This window comes from Pantoea sp. WEP (assembly GCF_041678305.1).
GTDB lineage: Bacteria > Pseudomonadota > Gammaproteobacteria > Enterobacterales > Enterobacteriaceae > Pantoea > Pantoea dispersa.
In genome coordinates this window covers 829,083-852,507 of record NZ_JBGNXB010000001.1, presented here as the reverse complement: position 1 = coordinate 852,507, position 23,425 = coordinate 829,083, and the positions used below count along the sequence as shown (strand labels likewise).

At 59.0% G+C, this 23,425-nt stretch carries 19 protein-coding genes and 1 pseudogene; 6 read left to right on the top strand and 14 right to left on the bottom strand.

Annotated elements, in window-relative coordinates; translation table 11 throughout:
- Window positions 1-20 precede the first annotated feature (20 nt).
- From ABVR31_RS03950 to trmB, 4 genes are all read right to left on the bottom strand, one after another.
- A complete protein-coding gene (locus ABVR31_RS03950; RefSeq protein ID WP_372771854.1) occupies window positions 21-2,276 on the bottom strand; it encodes an Ig-like domain-containing protein in 2,256 nt (751 codons plus the stop codon).
- A gap of 210 nt (window positions 2,277-2,486) precedes the next feature.
- A complete protein-coding gene (locus ABVR31_RS03945; protein WP_372771853.1) occupies window positions 2,487-3,203 on the bottom strand; it encodes a DUF2884 domain-containing protein in 717 nt (238 codons plus the stop codon).
- A gap of 288 nt (window positions 3,204-3,491) precedes the next feature.
- On the bottom strand, window positions 3,492-3,818 hold the full coding sequence (locus ABVR31_RS03940; RefSeq protein WP_021313105.1) for a YggL family protein: 327 nt from the start codon (window positions 3,816-3,818) through the stop codon (window positions 3,492-3,494).
- Window positions 3,818-4,537, bottom strand: coding sequence for a tRNA (guanosine(46)-N7)-methyltransferase TrmB (gene trmB, locus ABVR31_RS03935; protein WP_021506621.1), 720 nt, complete (start codon window positions 4,535-4,537; stop codon window positions 3,818-3,820). Before trmB ends, ABVR31_RS03940 begins: the two co-directional genes overlap by 1 nt.
- 154 nt (window positions 4,538-4,691) lie before the next feature.
- On the opposite strand from trmB, the gene mutY reads away from it, so the two are divergent.
- Genes mutY through mltC form a run of 3 tightly spaced genes read left to right on the top strand, consistent with a single transcriptional unit; the run spans window position 4,692 to window position 7,183 of the window.
- Window positions 4,692-5,777, top strand: coding sequence for an A/G-specific adenine glycosylase (gene mutY / locus ABVR31_RS03930; protein WP_372771852.1), 1,086 nt, complete (start codon window positions 4,692-4,694; stop codon window positions 5,775-5,777).
- Window positions 5,777-6,049, top strand: a complete 273-nt coding sequence (locus ABVR31_RS03925; protein WP_010617014.1) for an oxidative damage protection protein — start codon at window positions 5,777-5,779, stop codon at window positions 6,047-6,049. Before mutY ends, ABVR31_RS03925 begins: the two co-directional genes overlap by 1 nt.
- 54 nt (window positions 6,050-6,103) lie before the next feature.
- A complete protein-coding gene (gene mltC, locus ABVR31_RS03920) occupies window positions 6,104-7,183 on the top strand; it encodes a membrane-bound lytic murein transglycosylase MltC (protein ID WP_021506619.1) in 1,080 nt (359 codons plus the stop codon).
- Window positions 7,184-7,250: 67 nt separating this feature from the next.
- Here the strand turns inward: mltC and ABVR31_RS03915 are convergent, their stop codons facing one another.
- Window positions 7,251-9,398 (bottom strand): ornithine decarboxylase, encoded by a 2,148-nt coding sequence (locus ABVR31_RS03915; protein WP_372771851.1) that lies wholly within the window; start codon window positions 9,396-9,398, stop codon window positions 7,251-7,253.
- Between the two features lie 560 nt (window positions 9,399-9,958).
- Here ABVR31_RS03915 and ABVR31_RS03910 point away from each other — a divergent pair.
- Complete coding sequence (locus ABVR31_RS03910) at window positions 9,959-10,951, top strand: MDR family oxidoreductase (protein ID WP_222951663.1); 993 nt, start codon at window positions 9,959-9,961, stop codon at window positions 10,949-10,951.
- Window positions 10,952-10,968: 17 nt separating this feature from the next.
- On the opposite strand, the gene ABVR31_RS03905 is transcribed toward ABVR31_RS03910, so the two are convergent.
- Genes ABVR31_RS03905 through ABVR31_RS03885 form a run of 5 tightly spaced genes read right to left on the bottom strand, consistent with a single transcriptional unit; the run spans window position 10,969 to window position 17,004 of the window.
- Window positions 10,969-11,748 (bottom strand): heme ABC transporter ATP-binding protein, encoded by a 780-nt coding sequence (locus ABVR31_RS03905; protein ID WP_222951662.1) that lies wholly within the window; start codon window positions 11,746-11,748, stop codon window positions 10,969-10,971.
- Window positions 11,741-12,742: a FecCD family ABC transporter permease gene (locus ABVR31_RS03900; protein WP_372771850.1), complete on the bottom strand. Its 1,002-nt coding sequence runs from the start codon at window positions 12,740-12,742 to the stop codon at window positions 11,741-11,743. The genes ABVR31_RS03905 and ABVR31_RS03900 overlap by 8 nt, the downstream gene beginning before the upstream one ends.
- A complete protein-coding gene (locus tag ABVR31_RS03895) occupies window positions 12,735-13,559 on the bottom strand; it encodes a hemin ABC transporter substrate-binding protein (protein WP_372771849.1) in 825 nt (274 codons plus the stop codon). The genes ABVR31_RS03900 and ABVR31_RS03895 overlap by 8 nt, the downstream gene beginning before the upstream one ends.
- Window positions 13,556-14,587 carry a hemin-degrading factor gene (locus ABVR31_RS03890; RefSeq protein ID WP_372771848.1) on the bottom strand — a complete coding sequence of 344 codons (1,032 nt, stop codon included), beginning with the start codon at window positions 14,585-14,587 and terminating at the stop codon, window positions 13,556-13,558. Before ABVR31_RS03890 ends, ABVR31_RS03895 begins: the two co-directional genes overlap by 4 nt.
- A 50-nt stretch (window positions 14,588-14,637) precedes the next feature.
- Window positions 14,638-17,004, bottom strand: coding sequence for a TonB-dependent receptor domain-containing protein (locus tag ABVR31_RS03885; protein WP_372771847.1), 2,367 nt, complete (start codon window positions 17,002-17,004; stop codon window positions 14,638-14,640).
- A 342-nt stretch (window positions 17,005-17,346) separates the two neighbouring features.
- Here ABVR31_RS03885 and ABVR31_RS03880 point away from each other — a divergent pair, with 342 nt between their 5' ends.
- The gene (locus tag ABVR31_RS03880) at window positions 17,347-17,634 is read left to right on the top strand and encodes a SelT/SelW/SelH family protein (protein WP_288424710.1); all 288 of its coding nucleotides are present in this window, start codon (window positions 17,347-17,349) and stop codon (window positions 17,632-17,634) included.
- A 5-nt stretch (window positions 17,635-17,639) separates the two neighbouring features.
- On the opposite strand, the gene ABVR31_RS03875 is transcribed toward ABVR31_RS03880, so the two are convergent.
- The 4 genes and pseudogenes from ABVR31_RS03875 to dnaK all read right to left on the bottom strand — a co-directional run bounded on the left by ABVR31_RS03875 (window position 17,640) and on the right by dnaK (window position 22,564).
- On the bottom strand, window positions 17,640-18,179 hold the full coding sequence (locus ABVR31_RS03875) for a PadR family transcriptional regulator (protein WP_372771846.1): 540 nt from the start codon (window positions 18,177-18,179) through the stop codon (window positions 17,640-17,642).
- 85 nt (window positions 18,180-18,264) lie between these two features.
- Window positions 18,265-19,038 (bottom strand): siderophore-interacting protein, encoded by a 774-nt coding sequence (locus ABVR31_RS03870; RefSeq protein ID WP_264250687.1) that lies wholly within the window; start codon window positions 19,036-19,038, stop codon window positions 18,265-18,267.
- 376 nt (window positions 19,039-19,414) lie between these two features.
- Window positions 19,415-20,551 (bottom strand): molecular chaperone DnaJ, encoded by a 1,137-nt coding sequence (dnaJ, locus tag ABVR31_RS03865; RefSeq protein ID WP_021508663.1) that lies wholly within the window; start codon window positions 20,549-20,551, stop codon window positions 19,415-19,417.
- A gap of 103 nt (window positions 20,552-20,654) precedes the next feature.
- Window positions 20,655-22,564, bottom strand: a pseudogene (gene dnaK / locus ABVR31_RS03860) (molecular chaperone DnaK).
- 296 nt (window positions 22,565-22,860) lie between these two features.
- On the opposite strand from dnaK, the gene satP reads away from it, so the two are divergent.
- Window positions 22,861-23,421: an acetate uptake transporter gene (satP, locus tag ABVR31_RS03855; protein ID WP_136547120.1), complete on the top strand. Its 561-nt coding sequence runs from the start codon at window positions 22,861-22,863 to the stop codon at window positions 23,419-23,421.
- The last annotated feature ends 4 nt before the right edge of the window (window positions 23,422-23,425 follow it).

Here is a 23,425-nt window from a genome sequence, read left to right as displayed (position 1 = left end):
CACGGCTGCATCTGTTACGCTCAGGCGACCATCACCTCATTATTGATTAACAGCGTCGCGCTGTGGTCGAGACTCTCAAACACCTGCCACACTTTGCCACCGCTCTGCTGCGTCCCCTGCTGCTGCCACTGCTGATAAAATTGCGTGCTATCGCTGAGCTGCACCACGTCGCCGGCATCACCATCAATCAGCCAGCTGCGCGTGCGCTCTGGCAGCAGCACATTCTGGTGCGCCTGCTGTAACAGCTGCTGCGCATCCAGCTGCAGCAGATTGTCCCCTGAGCCAGTGAGATCGATATGCTGCAGGCCGCTGATATGCTGCGTCAGCTGTTGATAATCAAGCTGCTGATGTTCTCCTTCCAGCACCAGCGCAGAGAAGTCCTGCAGCAGTGGTCCGCTGTGCGCCGCCAGCCACTGCTGCACATCATTCAGATGCAGCTGCGCGCCCTCCTGTTCCAGCGTTTCCGGCAGCGTATGGTGCTGTACCAGGCTCTCGTCTTTGCCCCAGCGCACAGTATCAATAATCCAGCCCACATCGCGCTTCACCAGCACGTTCCAGCACAGCACTTTTTTATAGGTATCCGGATCTTCACCTGAATGGACGTCAATATAGCCAATCTGCTGACCCGCCGGAGCCTGCCAGCTAAAGGTGTTCAACCCCTGCTCAGACCGGCTGGCGCCGCCGGGCTGCAGGTATTCGCGCCCCAGCAGCTCACCGCTGGGGGAGAAGATATCCACGTAGGTATCGCAATTGTGGAGATAGCCATAATTGAACTCCACGTAATTGGTGGCGCCAAAATCAAACTGCACGATCGAATGATCCAGCATCTCAATCGCTTTGCTTTCATAACCATCCGGCCGGTTCATGATGCCGGTATAGAAACAGTTGTTGCTGGTGCCATGTTTCAGTTCGGTGACTTTCAACCCGCCGTACTGATACACCCGGCCGGTTTGCCAGCTGGTATTGGCACGGCAGTTCCAGTTCTCTTCACCAGAACTGTGCTTTACGCCAGAGTCATAGTTAATCGCCCAGTTGGGCGCATAGTCACTGACGTTACCCGCCACATCGACCGCTTTTACCGTAAAGTTGTTGCTGCCCGGCTGCATGTCGCGGTCCGGCGTAATCTGCCAGCGGCCATCGGCCCCCACCGTTGCGCTGCCGGCTGCCACGCCGTTCTGGTACAGCGTCACCTGACTGTAAGGCTCGGCCTGTCCGGAAAAATCGAGCCGCTTATCGTCGGTGGTTTGGCCCGGCAGCACCGGCTGGATGGTGCCGACGTCATCGATAGCCTGCAGGATGGTGGGCGTGTTGATACGGGTGTCGATGGTCAGCGTCCAGCTGTCGCTCCATTGACTGACGTTGCCGGCTTTATCGCTGCTGCGGCTGCGAAAACGCCAGTCGCCGTCCGGCAGCAGATCCTGCGGCGGCGTCCAGTGCCAGTGGCCGCTGCTGTCGACGGTGGCCGTACCGCCGACAACCCACTTTCCGCCCGGTGCGGCATACTGAATGCGCACCACGCTGCCGGGCTCGGCTTCGCCGTGCAGTTCCGGCCGGACATCATCGGTGGGTTTGCCGCGGCCAAACTGGCCCTGATACAGCCCGCGATTGTCGTAGTAATAGCTGAACGTCGGCGTTTCCGGGGTAAGCGTATCGAGATGAAAGGTCCACTTCGGCGACGGCTGACTGCGGTTGTCGGCGCGGTCCTCGGCCTGCGCCGTCAGGTTATAGGTTCCGTCCTGCAGCAGATCGAGCTGTGCCTGCCAGTTGCCCTGCGCATCGGCACGCACAGAGGCGAGAAGTTGGTTGCCATTATAGAGATAAACCAGCGCGTTGGCTTCGGCCTGCCCGCGTACCACCGGCTGATCATCGTTGGTATAGCCGTTACGCCTGATGCTGTTACCGTCCTCCACGCCGCCGGCAACGTGATCCTCTATCGCTTCGATGATCGGTCTGGCGGGCGGATGAGTATCGATATTGTAATCAACGCGCGTGGGTGCGCTGTGATTGCCGGCGGCATCCACGGCGGTGAAGGTTAGCTGGTATTCACCATCGGCCATCGGCTGCGGCGGCATCCACTCGAAGTGGCCATTGATCACTGGCACGCGTAGCGGATTGCCACCGTTAACCGTTAGGATGACTTCAACGGCGTCCGGCGTTTGCACCGTTCCCTGCCAGCGTTTTTGCGGATCGTTGTACCAGCCGCGTTCGGCAACGATAACCACAGGGGGTGATAAAACCGGGTGTGAACTGGAAGCAGAGGTGTCAGAAAATAACATAAAATTTCCTTAAAAATTAATAATTTCAATAGGCTGAATGCCCGTTGATATAGTTATTAATGCGGAAATTTTGCCGTTATCAGATTCGTCCCGAATCTAAGACAATCTGTTAAATCACGGCTTAAAAGCTGCGGGGATAAAAAAGGCGCCACTGTTCAGAAGAACAATGACGCCGTGATGTTCCGTGCATTCAGCGGCAACGCGGCTGGCTTAGCCCTTTACGTTCTGCATCAGCGTCTTGCGCTGGCTTTCCAGTTTGGTCACCCGGTTACACACTTCATGACCGAAGTTCTGGAAATCCTGTTCCTGATTGTTCCATTCAGTCTGAATCGACTGCTGTAGCCCGCCGAGGTTGCCCATCAGCGCCTGCAGCGGATTGCTGCCGCTGGCGGCCTGTTTGGTGCCCATCTCGTTCAGGCTATCCTGCAACACCCCGCCCAGCGTGCTCTGCACCAGCTTCTCGCCGTCGGCGCGCACCTGCTCAATGGCCTGATGGTGGAAAGTCAGGCCATCCGGGCGATGCTCGATGATGCGGTTCATCTGCTGCTTCAGCTGACCGTTCAGCGTGGTCAGGCGATTGCGCACATTGCTGTCCGCCCCGAGTTTTTCGACGATCACTTTATCCAGCGCCACGCGGCCCCGTTCCAGACGGGTGGTTGCGCCGCTGTCGACCCACGGCAGATCGCGACGCAGCGCGTTCTGGTAGTCAATCGCCTGCTGGCGCGTGGCGTTATCGACGCTCACCGACTTGCCGTTGAACTGCACATCGCCCTGCGGCGTGATTTCAAGATTGCCGTTGCTGCCCACCACCTGCACGCTCTGGGGTTTGATGATCACATCATCCTTTGGATTGACGCTGCACTGATAGTCAGCATGCGCCTGAGCTGCCGCCAGCAGCAGCGCGGCGAGAAGAGCCTTACGAACCATGAAATCTCCTGAGTATTCTGTGCGGGAAAGAGCAAGACAGTTTGCGGTTGTTACCAGGTCACCATAAATGGCGACCCTACAAAGGACCTTCTCCCGCAGGGTATGCATTTATACGCTTCAGCATGCAGTCCTGGTCGCCATAAATGGCGACCCTACAAAGGACCATCCCCCGCAGGGTACGCATTTATACGCTTCAGCATGCGGTCCAGGTCGCCATAAATGGCGCCCCCGCAAGGGCAATCCCCTGTAGGGTGCGCATTTATGCGCAACAGCATACTGCAATAAAACTTAGTCCCACCAAACGTCGAAGAGTTCAGTGACCTGAATATCGGCGAGATTTTTCTTTTCCAGCCAGTTACGCACCAGCTCGCGGTGCGCGTCGGTGCATTTGCCGGTCTGCTGCAGACACACCAGCCCTTCCCACACCAGATAGCCGCTGCCGTCATAGGCCAGACCATTCGGATCGATCACCTCATTGATGAACTGATCGAGCGTGGCATCCACCTCTTCCTCGCTGGTGCCTTCGGCAAAACGCCAGGCAACAGAGAAGCCCAGCTCCTGAAACTCATCAACATGCAACTTTTTACGTAAACGGCGGCTACGTTTTACAGCCATTATTTCACCCTCTCAAACATCAGATCCCATACGCCATGGCCCAGTCGCTGCCCGCGCTGCTCAAATTTGGTTAACGGACGCGTTTCCGGACGCGGCACGTAATTCTGGCTCTCCGACTGATTGCTATAGCCATCGATGCTGCTCATCACTTCCAGCATGTGCGTGGCGTACTCTTCCCAGTCGGTCGCCATGTGGAACACGCCGCCCAGCTTAAGCTTGCGCAGCACCAGCTCGGCAAACGGTACCTGGACGATGCGGCGCTTGTTGTGGCGCGCCTTATGCCATGGATCCGGGAAAAACAGCTGCACCATGCGCAGCGAATTGTCCGGCACCATGTTTTCCAGCACTTCCACCGCGTCGTGACACATCACGCGCAGATTCTGCACGCCAGCCTCTTTGGCCGAGGCCAGACAGGCACCGACGCCCGGCGCATGCACTTCAATGCCGAGGAAGTTCTGATGCGGATTGTTCTGCGCCATGGTCACCAGCGAGGCGCCCATGCCAAAACCAATCTCCAGCACCAGCGGCGCTTCGCGGCCAAACAGCGCAACCATGTCCAGCGGCTGCGGCTGATACTCGACGCCCATCTCCGGCCAGTAATTGTCGAGCGCGAGCTGCTGTCCTTTCGTTAAGCGCCCCTGGCGGCGCACAAAACTGCGGATACGGCGTAAAGGCCGCCCGTTCTCATCAAATTCCGGGGTGATGACGTCATTAATCATGTTGAAACCTGCTGGTTAGCCTGTTCAGGGAAACGGGCATTATGCAAAGTTAAGTAACAGAAGCAAGCCTTTGCAATCTTCCGGTTTACACCCTGATGTCTCTGTGCTGGAATTCCTGCCTGATTGTAGAGTAAACACGGAAAATTTCCTTCTTATGATGCAGGCGCCGCAGTTCGCGCAACAGGTGCTGGAGTGGTACCAACGCTTTGGCCGTAAAACTCTGCCGTGGCAGCTGGAGAAAACGCCCTACAAGGTGTGGCTCTCCGAAGTGATGCTGCAGCAGACGCAGGTTGCCACCGTTATTCCCTATTTCGAACGCTTTATGGCGCGCTTCCCCACGGTTGCCGACCTGGCCGCCGCGCCGCTTGATGAAGTGCTGCATCTGTGGACCGGCCTCGGCTATTACGCACGGGCGCGTAACCTGCACAAGGCGGCTAAACAGGTGGTTGAGCTGCATGGCGGCGTATTCCCGCCCCATTTCGATGAGGTCGCGGCGCTGCCGGGCGTCGGCCGCTCCACGGCGGGCGCGATCCTGTCGCTGTCGCTCGGCCTGCATTTCCCGATCCTCGACGGCAACGTAAAACGCGTGCTGGCGCGCTGCTATTCGGTGAGCGGCTGGCCGGGCAAAAAAGAGGTGGAGAAGCGCCTGTGGCAGATCAGTGAAGACGTCACGCCAGCGGAAGGCGTCAGCCAGTTCAATCAGGCGATGATGGATCTCGGCGCGTTAGTGTGTACTCGCTCCCGCCCAAAATGCGACATCTGCCCGCTGAATAGCGGCTGCGCGGCCTATGCACAGGGCAACTGGGCCGATTATCCCGGCAGGAAGCCGAAAGTCACGCTGCCAGAACGCAGCGGCTGGTTCCTGATGCTGCAGCACGGCGACGAGGTGTTTCTGGAACAGCGTCCGCCGGTGGGTTTGTGGGGCGGCCTGTTCTGCTTCCCGCAGTTCACCAGTGAGCAAGCGCTGACTGACTGGCTGGCGGCGCGCGGCATCCACGCGAAACCGCAGCAGCTTACCGCGTTTCGCCACACCTTCAGCCATTTCCACTTAGATATTGTGCCTATGTGGCTGGCGTGGCCTTCCTCCGGGTCGCTGATGGATGAAGCCGGCGGTCTCTGGTATAACTTAGCGCAACCACCGTCAGTGGGGCTGGCCGCGCCGGTAGAGCGCCTGCTGCATGAGCTGCGCCATCCCCGGCAGCTTCAACTGCGAACCCGTTTGACCGAAGAGGAAGAGTAATGAGCCGCACCATTTTTTGTACTTATCTGCAACGCGACGCTGAAGGCCAGGACTTTCAGCTCTATCCTGGCGAACTGGGTAAGCGCATCTACAATGAGATTTCCAAAGAGGCCTGGCAGCAGTGGATGTCTAAGCAGACCATGTTGATCAACGAGAAGAAGCTCAACATGATGAACCCGGAAGATCGCAAAGTGCTGGAGAAGGAGATGGTGAATTTCCTGTTCGAAGGCAAAGATGTGCACATTGAAGGTTACACCCCGCCAGAAAAATAAACGTTCAGGGCCTCCCTTTGAGGCCCTCTTTTTCGAGTCAGGCACGCATTCACAATGAATAAAAAACTGATAGCACTGCTGGTCATCGCACCCCTGTTAGTCTCCTGCTCCGGACAAAAAAAATCGCAGTACCATGAAGAGTGGGTTAAGGACACCAACGGTTTTGACATTCTGATGGGGCAGTTTGCCGCTAACATCGAGAATATCTGGGGAATCAATGAGGTTCTGATCGCCGGACCCAAGGACTACGTCAAATACAGCGATAACTATTACACCCGCAGTCACATCAACTTCGACAGCGGTAGCATCACCATTGAGACCATTTCCGGCACCGATCCGATGGCCAGCCTGCGTCAGGCCATCATCACCACGCTGTTGATTGGTGACGATCCGGGCAACGTCGATCTCTACTCCGACGCCAACGATATTCAGATCAGTAAAGAGCCGCTGCTGTACGGCCAGGTGCTGGATAACACCGGTCAGCCGATCCGCTGGCAGGGACGCGCCGGTAACTTTGCTGATTACCTGATCCAGAACAAACTGCAGAAACGCACCTCCGGGCTGCACGTTATCTGGTCGGTGACCATTCCGATGGTGCCTAACCACCTCGACAAACGTGCGCATAAATATCTGCCGCTGGTGCGTAAAGCCGCCGAACAGTATGGCGTTGATGCCTCGCTGATTCTGGCGATCATGCAGACCGAATCGAGCTTTAACCCCTATGCGGTAAGCAACGCCGATGCGCTGGGTCTGATGCAGGTGGTACAGCATACTGCCGGGGTCGATGTGTTCCGCATGAAGGGCAAATGGGGTAAACCGAGCCGCAGCTATCTGCTCGATCCGGCCAATAACATTGATGCCGGTACCGCATATCTGTCGCTGCTGCAGAAGAGCTATCTCGGCGGGATTCAGGATCCGCTGTCGCGCCGTTACGCAGTGATCACCGCTTATAACGGCGGGGCGGGCAGCGTGCTGCGCGTGTTCTCCAGCGATAAAGACCGCGCCTTCGCCACCATCAACGGCATGTCACCGAGCCAGGTGTATCAGACGCTGACCACCAACCATCCGTCGGCCGAGTCGCGCCGCTATCTGTACAAAGTGAGCCAGGCACAGCGCAGCTACCACCGTTATTGATTCGCGCTCATCGCCACCTTCTCCCGCCTGCGGGAGAAGGTGGCGTGCGGTAGGGAACAGCCCCCTCCTACAACATCATATTCGCCACTAACCGCTTGTGCCCGCTGTCATCCTCCTCGGTGTAAACCCCCTGCAACTCCGGTGAAAAGCCCGGCAGCAGATTGATACCCGCTTCCAGCGCGAGGAAATAGCGCTGCACTGCCCCGCCCCAGGTTTCGCCTGGCACCACGCACAGCACACCCGGCGGATACGGCAGCGCACCCTCGGCGGCAATGCGCCCTTCGGCGCTGGCGATCGGCACCAGCTCAACGTCACCGCGAATATACGCCTGATGCGCATCCTGCGGATTGACCTCGACTTTCGGGAAACACGCCTGACGGAACATGTCGCGCTGCAGATCCTTGACGTCGTAGCTGACGTACAAATCGTGCATCTCCTGGCACAGGCGACGCAGCGTGTAGCCCTGATAGCGCTCGACGTGTCTGCGATACACGCTCGGCAGCACTTCGGCCAGCAGCGCATCTTCCCGCACGTGCTGTTCAAACTGCTCCAGCATCGCCACCAGATGCGCCATTTTTTCCGGCGTTTCCGCTGGGGTCAGCAGGAACAGGATTGAGTTGAGATCGCACTTCTCCGGTACGATACCGTTCTCGCGCAGATAGTTGGCGAGAATGGTGGCCGGAATGCCAAAGCGGGTGTATTCGCCGCTGGTGGCATCGATGCCTGGCGTGGTGAGCAGCAGCTTGCACGGGTCCACCAGATACTGCCCGGCATCATAACCGGCAAAACCGTGCCACTTCGCGCCCGGTTCGAAGCTGAAATACGCCGGATCGGCGGCGATGGCGGCGGTTTCTGCCACCTGCCAGGGCTTGCCGTGTACCTGCTCCGGCAGGAAGGGCTGAATCAGGCTGCAGCGCTCGAGGATTGCTTTGCGTGCCTCAATGCCCAGCGTGACGCAGTCGTGCCACATGCTGCGCCCCGCTTCGCCCTGATGCATTCTGGCGTTGATATCCAGCGCAGCGAACAGCGGATAGAACGGGCTGGTTGAGGCGTGCAGCATAAACGCGTTGTTCAGGCGCTTGTGTGGGCAGAAACGTTTCTGGCCGCGAATATGGTTATCTTTCTTGTGAATCTGCGAAGTCTGCGAGAAGCCCGCCAGCTGCTTATGCACCGACTGGGTGACAAAGATCCCCGGGTCGTTCTCGTTAAGCTCCAGCGTCAGCGGCGAGCAGCCGGCCATCAGCGGAATAAACTGCTCATAGCCCAGCCATGCCGAATCAAACAGAATGTAGTCACACAGATGCCCGATGCGATCCACCACCTGGCGCGCGTTGTATACCGTGCCATCGTAGGTGCCAAGCTGGATGATCGCCAGCCGGAACGGACGCGGCTGATCCGCGCGCTGTGGCGCGACCTGGCGCACCTGCTCGCGCAGATACGTCTCGTCGAAACAGTGCGCATCAATGCCGCCAATAAAGCCAAACGGGTTACGCGCCGCTTCCAGATAAACCGGCGTGGCGCCTGCCTGGATCAGCGCACCGTGGTGGTTGGATTTGTGGTTGTTGCGGTCAAACAGCACCAGATCGCCGCGCGTCAGCAGCGCATTGGTCACCACTTTGTTGGCGCTGGAGGTACCGTTCAGCACGAAGTAGGTTTTATCGGCGTTGAACACGCGCGCGGCATATTTCTGCGCATCCTTGGCCGAGCCTTCGTGGATCAGTAAATCGCCCAGCTTGACGTCCGCGTTACACATATCGGAACGAAAGACGTTCTCGCCGTAGAACTCATAAAACTGGCGTCCGGCCGGATGGCGGCGGAAAAACGCCCCGCCCTGATGGCCCGGACAGGCAAAGGTGCTGTTCTGCATATCGACATAGCGCGTCAGGGTGTCGAAAAACGGCGGCAGCAGTTCCGCCTCGTACGCCTGCGCCGCCTGCTCCAGCGCCTGCCACTCTTCCGCTGCGCCGTTGATCTCTCCGGTTACCCCCGGCAGCGTCAGCACCGCGTCATCAAAGGCGTTCGCGACAAACACCGGCAGATTGAAGCCGGTCTGGCGCAGCAGCGTCAGCACGCCGCTGCGTGTATCGGCCAGCGAGACCACTACCGCGGCTACGTCGGTGAAATCGGTATTATCCAGCGTCACCACGTCGCGCGCGGTGTTGAGACTCAGGCTTGGCGCTACCGCTACGCTGGCAGCAATTTTCAATGGGTTCATAACACAAATCCCCGTAATGAAGGATGAGTGGGTGCCAGTGGCACAGCAATGAGGAAATTTCCCCGGCGAATAACGTCCGGCGGCCGCAACCGATAGACATCAGTAAAGCCAGATCGCGTCTGTCTTTACTCATATCCAACAGCGAACGGGGCGTAGCCTCACCGCATGGTGAGCGGGAAATGCGAACAACAGATGACAGAGGCGCGCTTGTCATGAAGCGCACGGCGACAAGTGCAGATGTGCATTGTACCGGGCATGGCGGCGTCCTCAGCGATGAAGATGGGGAAGAAATTCGGGCGACATGATGGCATCTTTTTTTACCGGGAACAACCAATCAGCGCGGAATTTTAATGCAGAACACCAACGTGCTACTTCATTGATTTACATGAACAATAGTTAAGGTGTCTATTTTTAACTGCCTGAATAGTCGAAGATTACGCAAAGTTATGCAGAATGTAACACCGGTGCGATAGCGACCGCCTGCCGCGCCCATCCGCCTGGCACTCCCTGCAGCAGAAGCGTACTATGGAGCGCACTTCTCCCAACCAGCCGGAGGCTGCATGTTCAAGGCACTGGTCATTGAAAATGATGAACAGGGATACCGCACATCCCTGCAGGATCTGTCAGAGCAACAATTGCCCGATCAGGATGTTACCCTCGAAGTAAGCTACTCCACCCTCAACTACAAAGACGCGCTGGCCATCTGCAATAAAGGGCCGATTGTGCGCCAGTTTCCCATGGTGCCGGGCATCGATTTTGTTGGCCGGGTGATCCACAGCCGTCATCCGGAGTGGCAGCAGGACGATGTTGCGCTGCTCACCGGCTGGGGCGTGGGTGAAAAACACTGGGGCGGGCTGGCGCAGAAAGCCAGCGTCTCCGGCGACTGGCTGGTCAAGGTCCCGGCGGCGCTCAGCCCGCTGCAAACCATGGCAATTGGCACCGCCGGCTTTACCGCGATGCTGTGCGTGCTGACGCTGGAAAAACAGGGCATCACACCGCAGCACGGTCCGGTACTGGTTACCGGTGCCAGCGGCGGCGTGGGCAGCTTCAGCGTGAGCCTGCTGGCGCGTCTCGGCTATGAGGTCGTGGCATCCAGCGGCCGCGCCAGCGACAGCGCCTACCTGCTCGATACGCTCGGCGCCTCCGCGATTATCGACCGTAACGAACTGAGCGCGCCCGGCAAACCGCTGGCGAAAGAGCGCTGGGCCGCCGCGATCGATAGCGTCGGCAGCCACACGCTGGCCAATGTGTTAGCCGGGATCCAGCGCGACGGCGTGGTCGCCGCCTGCGGCATGGCGCAGGGCCTCGATCTGCCCACCAGCGTCGCGCCGTTTATTCTGCGTGGCGTTACGCTGGCCGGCGTGGACAGCGTGATGTGCGCCAAACCGCTGCGTCAGCAGGCGTGGCAGCGTCTGGCGGAACTGGTTGACGGCGCGCTGCTGGAGCAAATGACCAAAGTGATTCCACTGAGTGAGGCGCGCGCAGGCGCAGAACAGCTGCTGGCGGGCCAGGTGCGTGGGCGGCTGATTGTCGATTGCCGCCAGGCGCCCTGACCCGGTGCAGGGTGCAGTTATGGCCGCAACTGTATCTGCGGCCGATCCTGCGCTGGCGGCGTAACCACCTGCAGGTCGGCCTGATACCAGCGCGTCAGGATCGGTTCGGTCATTACCGCGTGCGGCGTGCCCTGCGCCACCAGCTGGCCGTGGTGTAACAACAACACCCGATCCGACCACAGTGAGGCCAGATTCAAATCGTGCAGCACCGCGCAGACGCTAAAACGGCCATTGCGCGTCAGCCGGTGCAGCAGGCGCAGAGTGGACTGCTGCCAGTAGAGATCGAGCGCGGAGGTGGGTTCATCCAGCAGCAGCCAGCCGCGCGGGCCGTCGTCATGCCACAGCTGCGCCAGCACCCGGGCCAGCTGCACGCGCTGCTGCTCCCCGCCCGACAGCGACCGATAGTCGCGCTGCGCCAGCGGCGCGCTGCCGGTTAACTGCATCACCTCCTGCACCACCGCCTGGCAGTTACCGGTCGGCCAGGGTGCGCGCCCCATCGCCACCACGTCGGCAGCCGGCAGCGGAAAGGTGACGCTGTTTTGCTGGCGCATCACCGCGCGGCGCTGCGCCAGCGGTTCGCGCGGCCAGGCCGCCAGTGGACGATCGCCCAGCCAGCATTCGCCGGCGTCCGCGTGCAGAAAGCCGGTCAGCAGCCGCAGCAGCGTCGACTTACCGGCACCGTTAGGACCGATCAGGGCAACCATTTCGCCCGGCGGCAGCGTCAGGGAGACATCATCGATTAAGGTACGCGTTCCCCGGCAAAACCGCAGTCCGCGCGCCTGCAACTGCTCACTCATTCAGCCCCCTTTGCTGGCGCAGAATCTGCCACAGGAACCACGGCCCGCCCAGCAGACTGGTTAGCAGCCCGACCGGCATTTCGGCCGGAATCACCACGGTGCGCGCCAGCGTATCCGCCAGCAACAGCAGAATCGCTCCCGCCAGCGCCGCGCCCGGCAGCAGCCAGCGGTGGTCACTGCCGAGACAAAAACGCATCACGTGCGGCACCACCAGCCCGACAAAACCGATAATGCCGCTGACCGCCACCGCCGTGCCCACCAGCAGCGCACTCAGCACCAGCAGCTGGCGCTGCGTGCGTTTAACATCGACGCCCATATAGTGCGCGTCCTCTTCGCCCAGCTGCAGCAGATTGAGGCGACGCGCGCGCGTCTGCACCAGCAGCAGCGCCGGAACGATCAGCAGCGCACACACCAGCAGGCTCGGCCACTGGGCACCCGTCAGGCTGCCCATGCCCCACAGCGACAGCTGACGCAGCTGCTGGTCGTTGCTCAGCCACGACAGCACGCCAACCGCCGCGCCGCATAGCGCATTAATCGCAATGCCCACCAGCAGCAGGCGCGCCAGCTGGCCCTGCGCCAGCCGGCTAAAGCTGAAGATCAGCAGCGTTACTACCAGGCTGCCGGCAAACGCTGCCAGCGAGGGCAGCCACAGCGCCAGCAGCGGCGGCAGGCTGACCGGCAACACCACTGAGAGCGCCACCGCCAGCCCGGCACCGCTGCTGATACCCAGCAGTCCGGGATCGGCCAGCGGATTACGAAACAGCCCCTGCATCACCGCGCCGGACACCGCCAGCGCCATGCCAGTCAGCATCGCCAGCAATACGCGCGGCAGGCGAATTGTGAGCCAGATTTGCCAGGCCAGATCGCTAAGCGGCGCCTGCCACAGCGTGCGCAGCGACAGCGGCATCGCGCCGAGGTTGGCCGCCAGCAGCATGCACACCAGCATGCTGAAACTCATTAACATCAGCCAGCGCATCATCAGGCGGTTAATCATGCTGCACGGCTTCCGCCGCATGGCGCAGACGCAAAATCGCGCCCGGCGTATCGAGGCCGAAACTCAGCAGCGCCATCTCATCAATCACCAGCAGCGCGTGATGCTGGCCGGCCGGCGTCAGCTTCAGGCCCGGCAGCGCCCACACCGCCTGTTCGCCTCCCAGCGTGCGCAGCCCCTCTTCGCCGACCACCACCAAATCCGGTGCTGCCGCCACGACGCCCTCCTGTGACAGCTGCTGATAGTGCGGCACCGCGCCCATGGCATTGACCAGGCCGGCAGCGCGAATTGCGCCGTCAGCGCCGGTCTGCGCACCAGCCGCCTGGGTGCGTAAACCGCCATGCGCCATGATAAACAGCACTTTCACCGGCAGCGGCTGCTGCGGTAGCTGCGCACGCTGTTTGTTGACCTTAACGATCAACGCGCGGGCCGCCTGTTCACGCTGCAGCGCGTTGCCAATGGTGGCGATTTTGTCCGTGATGGCATCGAGGCGGTTATCCCCACTGACCTCCACCACTGTTACCCCGGTGTCCGCCACCTGCTGCAACACCAGCGACGGTTTAGCCAGCGCGCTGGCCAGTACCAGCGTCGGTTTCAGTGCCAGAATGCCTTCCGCGTTGAGCTGGCGCATGTAGCCGACATCCGGCAGCCTGGTGGCCGCCGCCGGATGCTGGCTGGTGCTGTCGCGCGCCACCAGCTGCGCCTGCGCATCCAGCGCGTAGACGATCTGCGTTACATCGCCCCCAATAGTAATGATGCGCTGCGCCGCCCACGCCGGCAGCGTCAGCAGAGCAAGCAGTGTCAGGATCAGCGCTTTCATGCGGCGGCTCCTGTCGGCGTCAGCGCCATCACCTGCTCGCGCCAGCGTGCCTGTTCCGGCGTGCCCTCGCTGCGCTGGCCGTACAGCTGGGCAATCTGCGTGCCATCGGCAGCGAACAGCTCCAGACTGGTGACGAAGCCATCGCCGCCCGGCTTGCGCGTCACCCAGCTCTCGTGAATGCGATCCGCCATCAGATGCAGCGTGAACGTGGGGTTAAAAACGTTAATCCAGTTATCCAGCGGCACCACTTTCCCGATTGTGCCGGTAAAGATCTGGGTACAGCCGCGATTGCCGACGAAAATCATGATTTCATTGCCATCCTGCTGTACCTGGGCCAGCAGCGTTGCCAGCGCGGTGTTGCTCACCTGACGCGCTAAATCATCCGGCACCGCGCGAAACGCCTGCGGCCGCGAGAGATGGTGACGCTTCAGCAGACCAAAGAACTGATGCACATCGGTCATGGCACGCCACTCCGCTTCGACAGTGCCGGCATCCACCCTGTCGCTGAACGGCGTGGCACTAACCGGCTGCGGCTGCAGCTGAGGCGCGTGCGCCAGCCGGAAGCGCTCAATCAACGCCTGCCACGCCGGCATCTCCGTTTGCGCGGTGGTGTAAATTTTCAGCACCGCATCAGCGTGACGATCGAAAATCTGTATGCTCTGCCGTTCGCCGTGCGCGGTCTGCTCGTGCAGGAAGAAAGCACTGTGCCACTGCGCGGGAAACAGACGCTGGTCGAGCGCACGCGGATTAAGCACCAGCCCGCCATGTTCGCCGAGATGCAGATTGCTGTAGGTTCCCACCTGTTCGTGCACCGCCCAGGCATTGCGCGTAATACTTTTGGTCTCACCCACTGCCGCCAGCGCCGTCAGCAGCGCCGGAAAATCGGCGCGCAGCGGCTGCGCGTCGTGGCCCACGCGCGCTTCGCACAGCTGTGCTTCCCCTATGCCCATCAGCGCGGCTAAATCACGCGCGTACATTTTTGGCTGCTGGCCTTTCAGCGCCAGATAATGTTGATAGCGTTGATGCATTGCGCTTGCTCCCGTGAAAATGCCCTGCGCCACCGCAGGGCGAAAAGTGATTAGAAGTCGACGTTCACGCCCAGTTGCCAGGTGCGTCCCGGCATCACGGCCAGATTGATGTCGTTGCGCTCCTGCGCGCTGGCGCTGGTCAGCGTGCGGCTGCTGAGGTAATCCCAGTATTTACGATCGGTAATGTTGTAGACACCGCCGCTCAGCCTGACGTTTTTCGTCAGCTGCCAGTACGCGGTGGCATCGATCAGGCCGTAGCCCGGCACGCGCATGTATTCGCTGCTGGCGTCGCTGATGGCCGCCCCGCTGTTGCTGTAGCTCTCACGGTTGGTGGCGCTGGCCTGTTTGCCTTTGACGAAGGTGGCGGTGAGCGCCGCGCCGTAACCGCGCGCTTTGTCGTCCCACGCGACGCCGACAATCGCTTTTAGCGGCGCGACACTGTCGAGATCGATGTATTTGTCGCCCAGATAGCGGGATTTCGCTTTCCCCTCGCTGTAGCCGAGCGCGAACGTGCTGCTCAGGCCATCCACGGTCGGGAACCAGCTGCCGTAGTTGACGCGGGTACTGATCTCCGCCCCATAAATGTAGGCTTTGTCGCGGTTCTCAGCCTGATAGCTGGTGTAGATGTTGGCCGGAACATTGACGAACATCGCCGGGTTGGTGGCGCGGCGATAGCGGGTGTAGGCAATAAAGTTTTTGTAGGTGTTGTAGAACACCGAGGTATTGAGGGTGATGCCGTCGGTCGGCTGTCCTTTCAGACCCCACTCAAAATTGTTGCTGGTCTCGGTTTTCAGATCGGCATTACCAATCAGCGCATACTGCGCGCTGCCGGCGTAGCTTGAACCAAGGTTCCACGAGCCGTACAGCTGGCTGGTGGTCGGGAACTCCACGCCGCGCTTATATTGCAGCCAGGTGGTGAGCGCCGGGTTGATATCGTACTGGAAGGTCAGTGACGGCAGCACTTCGGTGTCTGAATTGGTCTTGCCGTACAGTTTTTCCACCTGCTCTGCGGTCAGCACCGTGCTGCCGTTGGTCAGATCGCCGAGGTTCTTCGGTTTGGTGCTTTGATGAATAACGCGCACGCCGGGAATCACCGCGAAATTGTGGCTATCGAGATCGAAATTGATTTTATCCTGCAGATAACCGGCCACGGTCCAGGAACGGCTGTCTGACTGCGGCTGGGTGATGGTGCCGAAGGTGCCTGGGTTCGGCTCCTGGCGGAACGGACGCTCGCTGTTCTCCACGCGCGCGTTGACGCCGCCGCTCAGCTCGTGGCGGCCGAGGGTTTTGCTGGCGCGCGTGTCAAACCCTAAGGTATCGACGTTGTAGTCAGAGTAGACGAAGCCGTACTGACTGGCGCTGGTCGGTAACCAGGTGGTGTCGTGCGCCTCGGTTTGCTGCCAGTAAACCCGCGTGGTCAGCGTATCGATCATCTCGTTGTACGGCGTCCACTCATCAGCAAGATTAATGCCCCAGCGGCGCGAATCGCTCTGCTGTTGCGCAGTGCCCCAAATAGTGTTGCCGCTGCTGCTGTCCCAGGTATCGTAGTGGGTGTGATTGGTTTTGTGGTAGTAGTCGAAGGTGGCGCTCAGCTTGTGCTGATCGTTTGGCTGCCAGATGCCCGACGTCATAAAGGCATCCGAGTGCCAGTTGGCCGGGTAGGCGTCTTTTACGCCGCTGTTGTTGCGCGTCTGCTGGCCGTCGCGGCGGCTGTAAACAAACAGGCCGCGCAGTTCATCATCCCCTGCCGCCGTAGTGATGCCGTTGTGCCAGCTGCGATCTGCAGAACTGTAGTCGCTCTGATAACCGAAATAGTGGGTTTTATCGCTGCTGAGGTAGTCGTCCGGCGACTTGTTATGAAACGATACGTTACCGCCGATTGCGGTGTTAGGTTGTTCCACCGATGTAGCGCCCTTCTCAATTTCGACGCTGCCAAACATATACGGGTCGATGTAGTCGCGACCGATACCGAAGGTATTGTTACCGGCGCGACTGACGTACGGACGACCGGTGGCGTCCGGTACCGGAATGCCATCAATATCCAGACCGACACGGTTACTTTCCAGACCGCGAATGTTGTAGCCGGTGTAGCCTGCACGGTCAAAGCCGCTTTTACCGGCTGACGAACCGCCCGCCGCACCAGTGGCGCTGACCAGCGGCTCATAACGCATGATCGAACCGAAGTCATTGGCGCCGCGTTTTTGCAGATCGCTGGCGGTGAGCGTGGTTTTGCTGCCGGCCTGCTGCTTAGGTGCGGTAACGGTCATTACCGGTTCATTGCTGCTGTTGTTCTCTGCGGAACGCGCCAGCGTACTGCTGTCGCTGGCGGCATAGCTGCAGGCTGCGTGAATGGCTGAAGCAAGAACAGCGACGTTAAACAGACGCTGCCGGAAATTTCCCTGAAGGTGTAAAGACATGCGCGAAATACCTGGTTAATTGTTAGTATTCGCTCACTTATTTGCTGCCAGAAAAACACGGCTTTATGCTAAAAACCGTGAAACAGCGCGTCACGCTGGCCAGATAATATTATCGATCCCGGCACCTGTGGCACAGTGTCATGCGCGCTTGAGTGCACAGCTGCCGTATATAACTGGCGGCGGTGCCGCAGGGATGCCTGTGGGATTTATAGAGAGTAAAATGATGACGAAAACAATTTAATGCAATTGCTAATCATTATCAATATCATTTGCATCAAGGTGTATCTTTGTGCGCACAATTTGTTAACCCATGATTAATCAGGCACTAACAGGAGGGATAAGATGGCAGATAAACCGGCAGTAACCATTCACTACTGTACCCAATGTAACTGGCTGCTGCGTTCGGCGTGGATGGCGCAGGAGCTGCTGCATACCTTTGCCGGCGATCTCAGCGCGGTCACGCTCCAGCCCGGCAGCGGCGGCGTGTTCGAGATCAGCATTGATGGTCAGGTAATTTGGGAACGCAAACAGGAAGGCGGCTTTCCCGATGCGGCAGCACTGAAGCAGCGGGTGCGCGATGTCTGCTGGCCGGGTCGCGAACTGGGGCACGTGGACAAGAAGAAACCGTAACGCGCTTAGCTGTTGGCGATCTTCTCTGCCGCGTCCTGCAGCGCCGCCACGACAATTTCCACCGTGGCCGGTGAAATCTGCTCCTGCGACAGCCGGTGATTGAGCGTATAGCGAAGCGTATGGATCGCCTGCTCCACCTGTGGAATGCTGCGGTTGTTGACCAGAATCGCCAGCGAAGTGAGCCGCCCGATAATCACCGCCACGTTTTCGCCATTTTCCGCCAGCAGCGCGCGGCCCGCATCGTTGAGCGCGTAGGCTTTGCGCGTGGCCTGGGCATCCACTACGCGGATGGCATCCATCTCTTCCAGCAGCGTCAGGTTGGGATAAATAATGCCGGGGCTGGGGAAATATTCGCCTTTCGACAACTCTTCCACCGATTTGATCAGCTCATAACCGTGCGCCGCGCCGCTGGCCAGAAAGTGCAGCATCAGCAGGCGAATATCACTGGCATCCAGCATCCTTTCGCGCCGCTTTCTGCGTGCGCCGGCACAGCTGGCACGCTGTGCCGCATCGGCGTGCTCTGGAACATCCCGCTGCTGTTTCATCGCCTTCCCGGGGTCAGTTGAGGGAGGTTGATAGTAGTCTGGTGCCTGGTAAAATTCAACACAGGCGGCAGCGGGCCGGCGCCGGTTATTTCTGATGCCAGTAAGCGACGGCGCGCACCAGGTCGCTGTGCGCCGCACGTTGCTGAGTAAAGTAATCGCTCAGCTGTTTCACCGCCGCGCCTTCGCCGGTCAGCCAGATGAAGTAGTCATCAGCAGGCAGCACAATCGGGTCCAGCAGCGGCGTCAGCGCCTCAGCCTGCATGTTGCCGCTGCCAAGCCAGCTCACCGTGACATCCGGCAGGTCGCCAAGATACGCGCGGCCGACTGGCTCATCAACACAGGCCAGCAGATGAATCTGTTGTGCCTGCATTTCCTGATAGCGGCGCTTAAACGCCGGCAGACCGGTCTCATCACAGACATAAATCTGACAGGCATAATCCACCGGCACGACGCATGAGCCGCGCGGGCCGCCCATCGCAATGCGATCGCCCGGCTGAGCGGCACTCGCCCAGCTGCTGGCGACGCCGCCGTCGTGGATGTAAAAATCCAGCGTCAGCGAATCGCTGCCGTTAAAGGCCAGCGGCGTATAGTCGCGCGCCGCCGGACGCACGCCGTCAGGCCAGACGATGCCTTCGTCGGTCATGTGTGGCAGCGCCAGCGCACCGCCCGGCGTATCCGGGAAAAACACTTTGATGTGGTCGTCAAAAGAGGGCGAGTGAAAACCCGCCAGATCGCTGCCGCTAAAGACGATGCGCCAGAAGGCATCGGCCACCCGCGTTTTGCTGGCGACGGTGATGTGACGGAAGCGTAATTCATTGCGCACGCGTTGTGGAGCGCGGTGGTGAGTCGGGTTTGGCAACGTTTCTCTCCCTGCAGCGACGGTCCCGCGCTACTGCGCTGCCGCACACCGCTGATGGTGCATATTATCGAAAATCATTCTCATTAAACGCCTTGCAAGATACCTATGATATATTTTCGACGCAATGCCGAAAAATGCTATTGGCGAAAACGGAACCGGTTTTTGCAAGGTGAGGACGCGTTTTTTGGCGGGGATTTTCACGGCTTGAGGTCGCCATAAATGGCGCCCCTACAGCGTGTCCGCGTATTTTTGAAAGGTAACGGCTGTCGGGGATGTGAATGACGAAAAACAATGCCGTTGAATATCTGCACGGCAGAACTGCGCATAAAAAAAAGCGGAGAGTCGCCTCTCCGCTTGTTACTGTCTGCGCACCCGATTAGCGGGTCAGATCGTCAAAGAACTTCTTTACGCCGTCGAAGAAGCTTTTCGAACGCGGGCTGTTTTTCTCGCCGGTAGGTCCGCCGAAGCTCTCTTCCAGCTCGCGCAGCAGCGCTTTTTGCTTGTCGTTGAGGCTGACCGGGGTTTCCACCACCACGCGACACAGCAGATCGCCGACCGCACCGCCGCGCACCGACTTCACGCCTTTGCCGCGCATGCGGAACAGTTTGCCGGTCTGAGTTTCTGCCGGCACTTTCAGCTTCACGCGCCCGTCGAGCGTCGGCACTTCAATCTCGCCGCCCAGCGCTGCCATGGCAAAGTTGATCGGCACTTCGCAGTACAGGTTGTTATCTTCACGCTCGAAGATCGGGTGTTTCTTCACCGAAACCTGCACGTACAGATCGCCAGCCGGTGCGCCGTGTTCGCCCGCTTCACCCTCTCCGCTGAGGCGGATACGGTCGCCGGTATCGACGCCTGCCGGGATTTTCACCGACAGCGTTTTCTGGCGCTCAACGCGGCCATGGCCGTGACAGGCGTTGCACGGATCTTTAATCACCGAGCCGCGACCGTGACAGGTCGGACAGGCTTGCTGCACGGTAAAGAAGCCCTGACGCATCTGTACCTGGCCCGCACCGTGACAGGTCGGACAGGTCTGCGGCTGGGTGCCCGCTTTGGCGCCGCTGCCGTGGCAGACATCACACTCTTCCAGCGTTGGAATGCGGATCTCTTTGGTCACGCCGCGTACCGCTTCTTCCAGCGTCAGTTCCATGTTGTAGCGTAAATCGGCGCCACGTGAGGCGCGCTGACGGCGACCACCACCAAAGATATCGCCGAACACGTCGCCAAAGATATCGCTGAAGTCGGCACCGCCGCCACCAAAGCCGCCGCCGAAGCCGCCACCACCGCCCTGCTCAAACGCCGCATGACCGTACTGATCGTAAGCTGCACGCTTCTGCGCATCGGTGAGGATCTCGTAGGCTTCCTTGACCTCTTTGAATTTCGTCTCGGCCTCTTTATCGCCCGGATTACGGTCCGGGTGATACTTCATCGCCAGGCGCTTATAGGCCTTTTTGATTTCGCGCTCATCGGCGGATTTTGAGACGCCTAAGATCTCGTAAAAATCACTCTTAGCCATTTTTCTCTGCCCTTAACATGATCGCACGGGCGTGGAGAGATCTCCGACGCCCGTGCTGGTTTCAACGGCTGTCAGGCCAGCCGTCGCGCCCGGTCAGGGGCAATTATTTTTTATCTTTCACTTCTTCGAATTCAGCGTCGACAACGTCGTCATCTTTCTTCGCCGAAGCGTCGCCGGCATCCGCTGCGCCGGCCTGAGCCTGTTGCTGCGCCAGTTCCATCAGCTTGCTGGACACTTCCATCAGCGCCTGCATTTTGGCTTCGATTTCTGCTTTATCTTCGCCTTTAAGCGCGGTGTTCAGCTCGTTCAGGGCAGACTCGATCGGTGCTTTGTCTTCCGCTGACAGTTTGTCACCGGCTTCGTCCAGCTGCTTACGCGTGCTGTGCGCAATCTGGTCGCCCTGGTTACGCGTCTGCACCAGCTCTTCGAATTTACGGTCTGACTCGGCGTTAGCTTCCGCGTCACGAACCATTTTTTCGATCTCTTCCTCGTTCAGGCCAGAAGAAGCTTTGATGGTGATCTTCTGCTCTTTCCCGCTGTTTTTGTCCTTCGCAGACACGTGCAGAATACCGTCAGCATCGATGTCGAAGGTCACTTCGATCTGTGGCATACCGCGCGGCGCAGGCTGAATACCGTCGAGGTTGAACTGGCCCAGCGATTTGTTATCCGCCGAACGCTTACGCTCACCCTGCAGCACGTGAATGGTCACGGCAGACTGGTTGTCTTCAGCAGTCGAGAACACCTGGCTGTGCTTGGTTGGGATCGTGGTGTTCTTGCTGATCAGCGACGTCATCACGCCCCCCATGGTTTCGATACCCAGCGACAGCGGGGTCACGTCCAGCAGCAGAACATCTTTTACTTCACCGGCCAGCACGCCGCCCTGTACCGCAGCACCCACAGCGACCGCTTCGTCCGGGTTCACGTCTTTACGTGGCTCTTTACCGAAGAATCCGCCACTTTCGCCTGCACCATTGGCATACGCGTCTGACCACCGACCAGGATCACGTCGTTGATGTCAGAAACCGACAGGCCAGCATCGTTCAGCGCCACTTTCAGCGGCTCAATCGAACGGGTAACCAGATCTTCCACCAGTGATTCCAGCTTCGCGCGGGTCACTTTGATGTTCAGGTGCTTAGGACCAGTCGCATCCGCCGTGATGTACGGCAGGTTAACGTCGGTCTGCTGCGCAGAAGAGAGCTCAATTTTCGCTTTCTCTGCCGCTTCTTTCAGGCGCTGCATCGCCAGCGGATCGTTGTGCAGATCGATGCCTTGATCTTTCTTGAATTCGGCAACCAGGTAGTTGATCAGACGGCTGTCGAAGTCTTCACCACCCAGGTGGGTATCACCGTTGGTCGCCAGTACTTCAAAGGTTTTCTCGCCGTCGACTTCGTCGATCTCAATGATAGAGATATCGAAGGTACCGCCCCCCAGGTCATATACCGCGATGGTGCGGTTGCCCTGACCTTTATCCAGGCCGTAAGCCAGTGCCGCTGCGGTCGGTTCGTTGATGATACGTTTTACGTCCAGACCCGCGATACGGCCGGCGTCTTTAGTCGCCTGACGCTGCGCATCGTTGAAGTAAGCTGGAACGGTAATAACCGCTTCGGTTACCGGCTCACCGAGGAAATCTTCCGCGGTTTTCTTCATTTTTTTCAGCACTTCTGCAGAGATCTGCGGCGGTGCCATTTTCTGGCCCTTCACGTCCAGCCATGCGTCACCGTTGTCAGAACCGATGATTTTGTACGGCATGATTTTGATATCACGCTGCACTTCTTCGTCCTGGAAACGACGGCCGATCAGGCGCTTGATTGCAAACAGGGTGTTCTGCGGGTTGGTCACCGCCTGACGTTTAGCCGGTTGACCGACCAGAGTTTCGCCATCCCCGGTATATGCAATGATTGACGGTGTAGTGCGATCGCCTTCGGCGTTTTCAAGCACGCGTGCTTTGCCACCGTCCATAATCGCCACACATGAGTTGGTTGTACCCAGGTCAATACCAATAATCTTACCCATCTAAACGTCTCCCACTTAAATTCTTTGCCAAATTGGGTTGTGAAGCAGAGATGCGGTCATGCTGACCACTTTCAACTGCTGCGGCAGATTTTTTTGCTGCCTCACAATGCTTGATGACAACTAAATGGGGCCGCTTCGAAGCGCATCAAGGGTTAAAACTAAAAAAAATTTAGATTCTCTTACCGCGTGAGATCAAAGTGCGGCAAAAGCCACCTGATTATGATGCAGCGCCCGCGCCCCATCGCTGTTGGCGCGGGCGTTAAACCAATAAACAATAACGCTGCTGCTGAGGAATTATGGGCAACACTACGCTGGCGAATCCCGCCCCACTGGGCCTGATGGGTTTTGGTATGACCACCATCCTGCTCAACTTACACAACACCGGTCTGTTTGAAATGGATGTGATTATCCTGGCGATGGGCCTCTTTTACGGCGGCATCGCGCAAATCCTTGCCGGGCTGCTGGAGTATAAAAAAGGCAACACCTTCGGCCTGACCGCCTTTACCTCGTACGGCAGCTTCTGGCTGACGCTGGTGGCGATTCTGCTGCTGCCAAAAATGGGACTGGCCGCGGCCGCCGATGGCCATTTCCTCGGCGCTTATCTGGCGCTGTGGGGTATCTTCACGCTGTTTCTGTTCTTTGGCACGCTGCGGGCCGCAAAAATGCTGCAGTTTGTGTTTGCCAGCCTGACGCTGCTGTTTGCGCTGCTGGCTATCGGTCATCTGCTGGATCATGCGGCGCTGCTGCGCATCGCCGGCTGGGTGGGCATCGTCTGTGGTGCCAGCGCCTTTTATCTGGCGATGGGCGAAGTGCTGAACGAGAAGTTTGAGCGCAGCGTGTTGCCGATTGGCGAGTAATCAA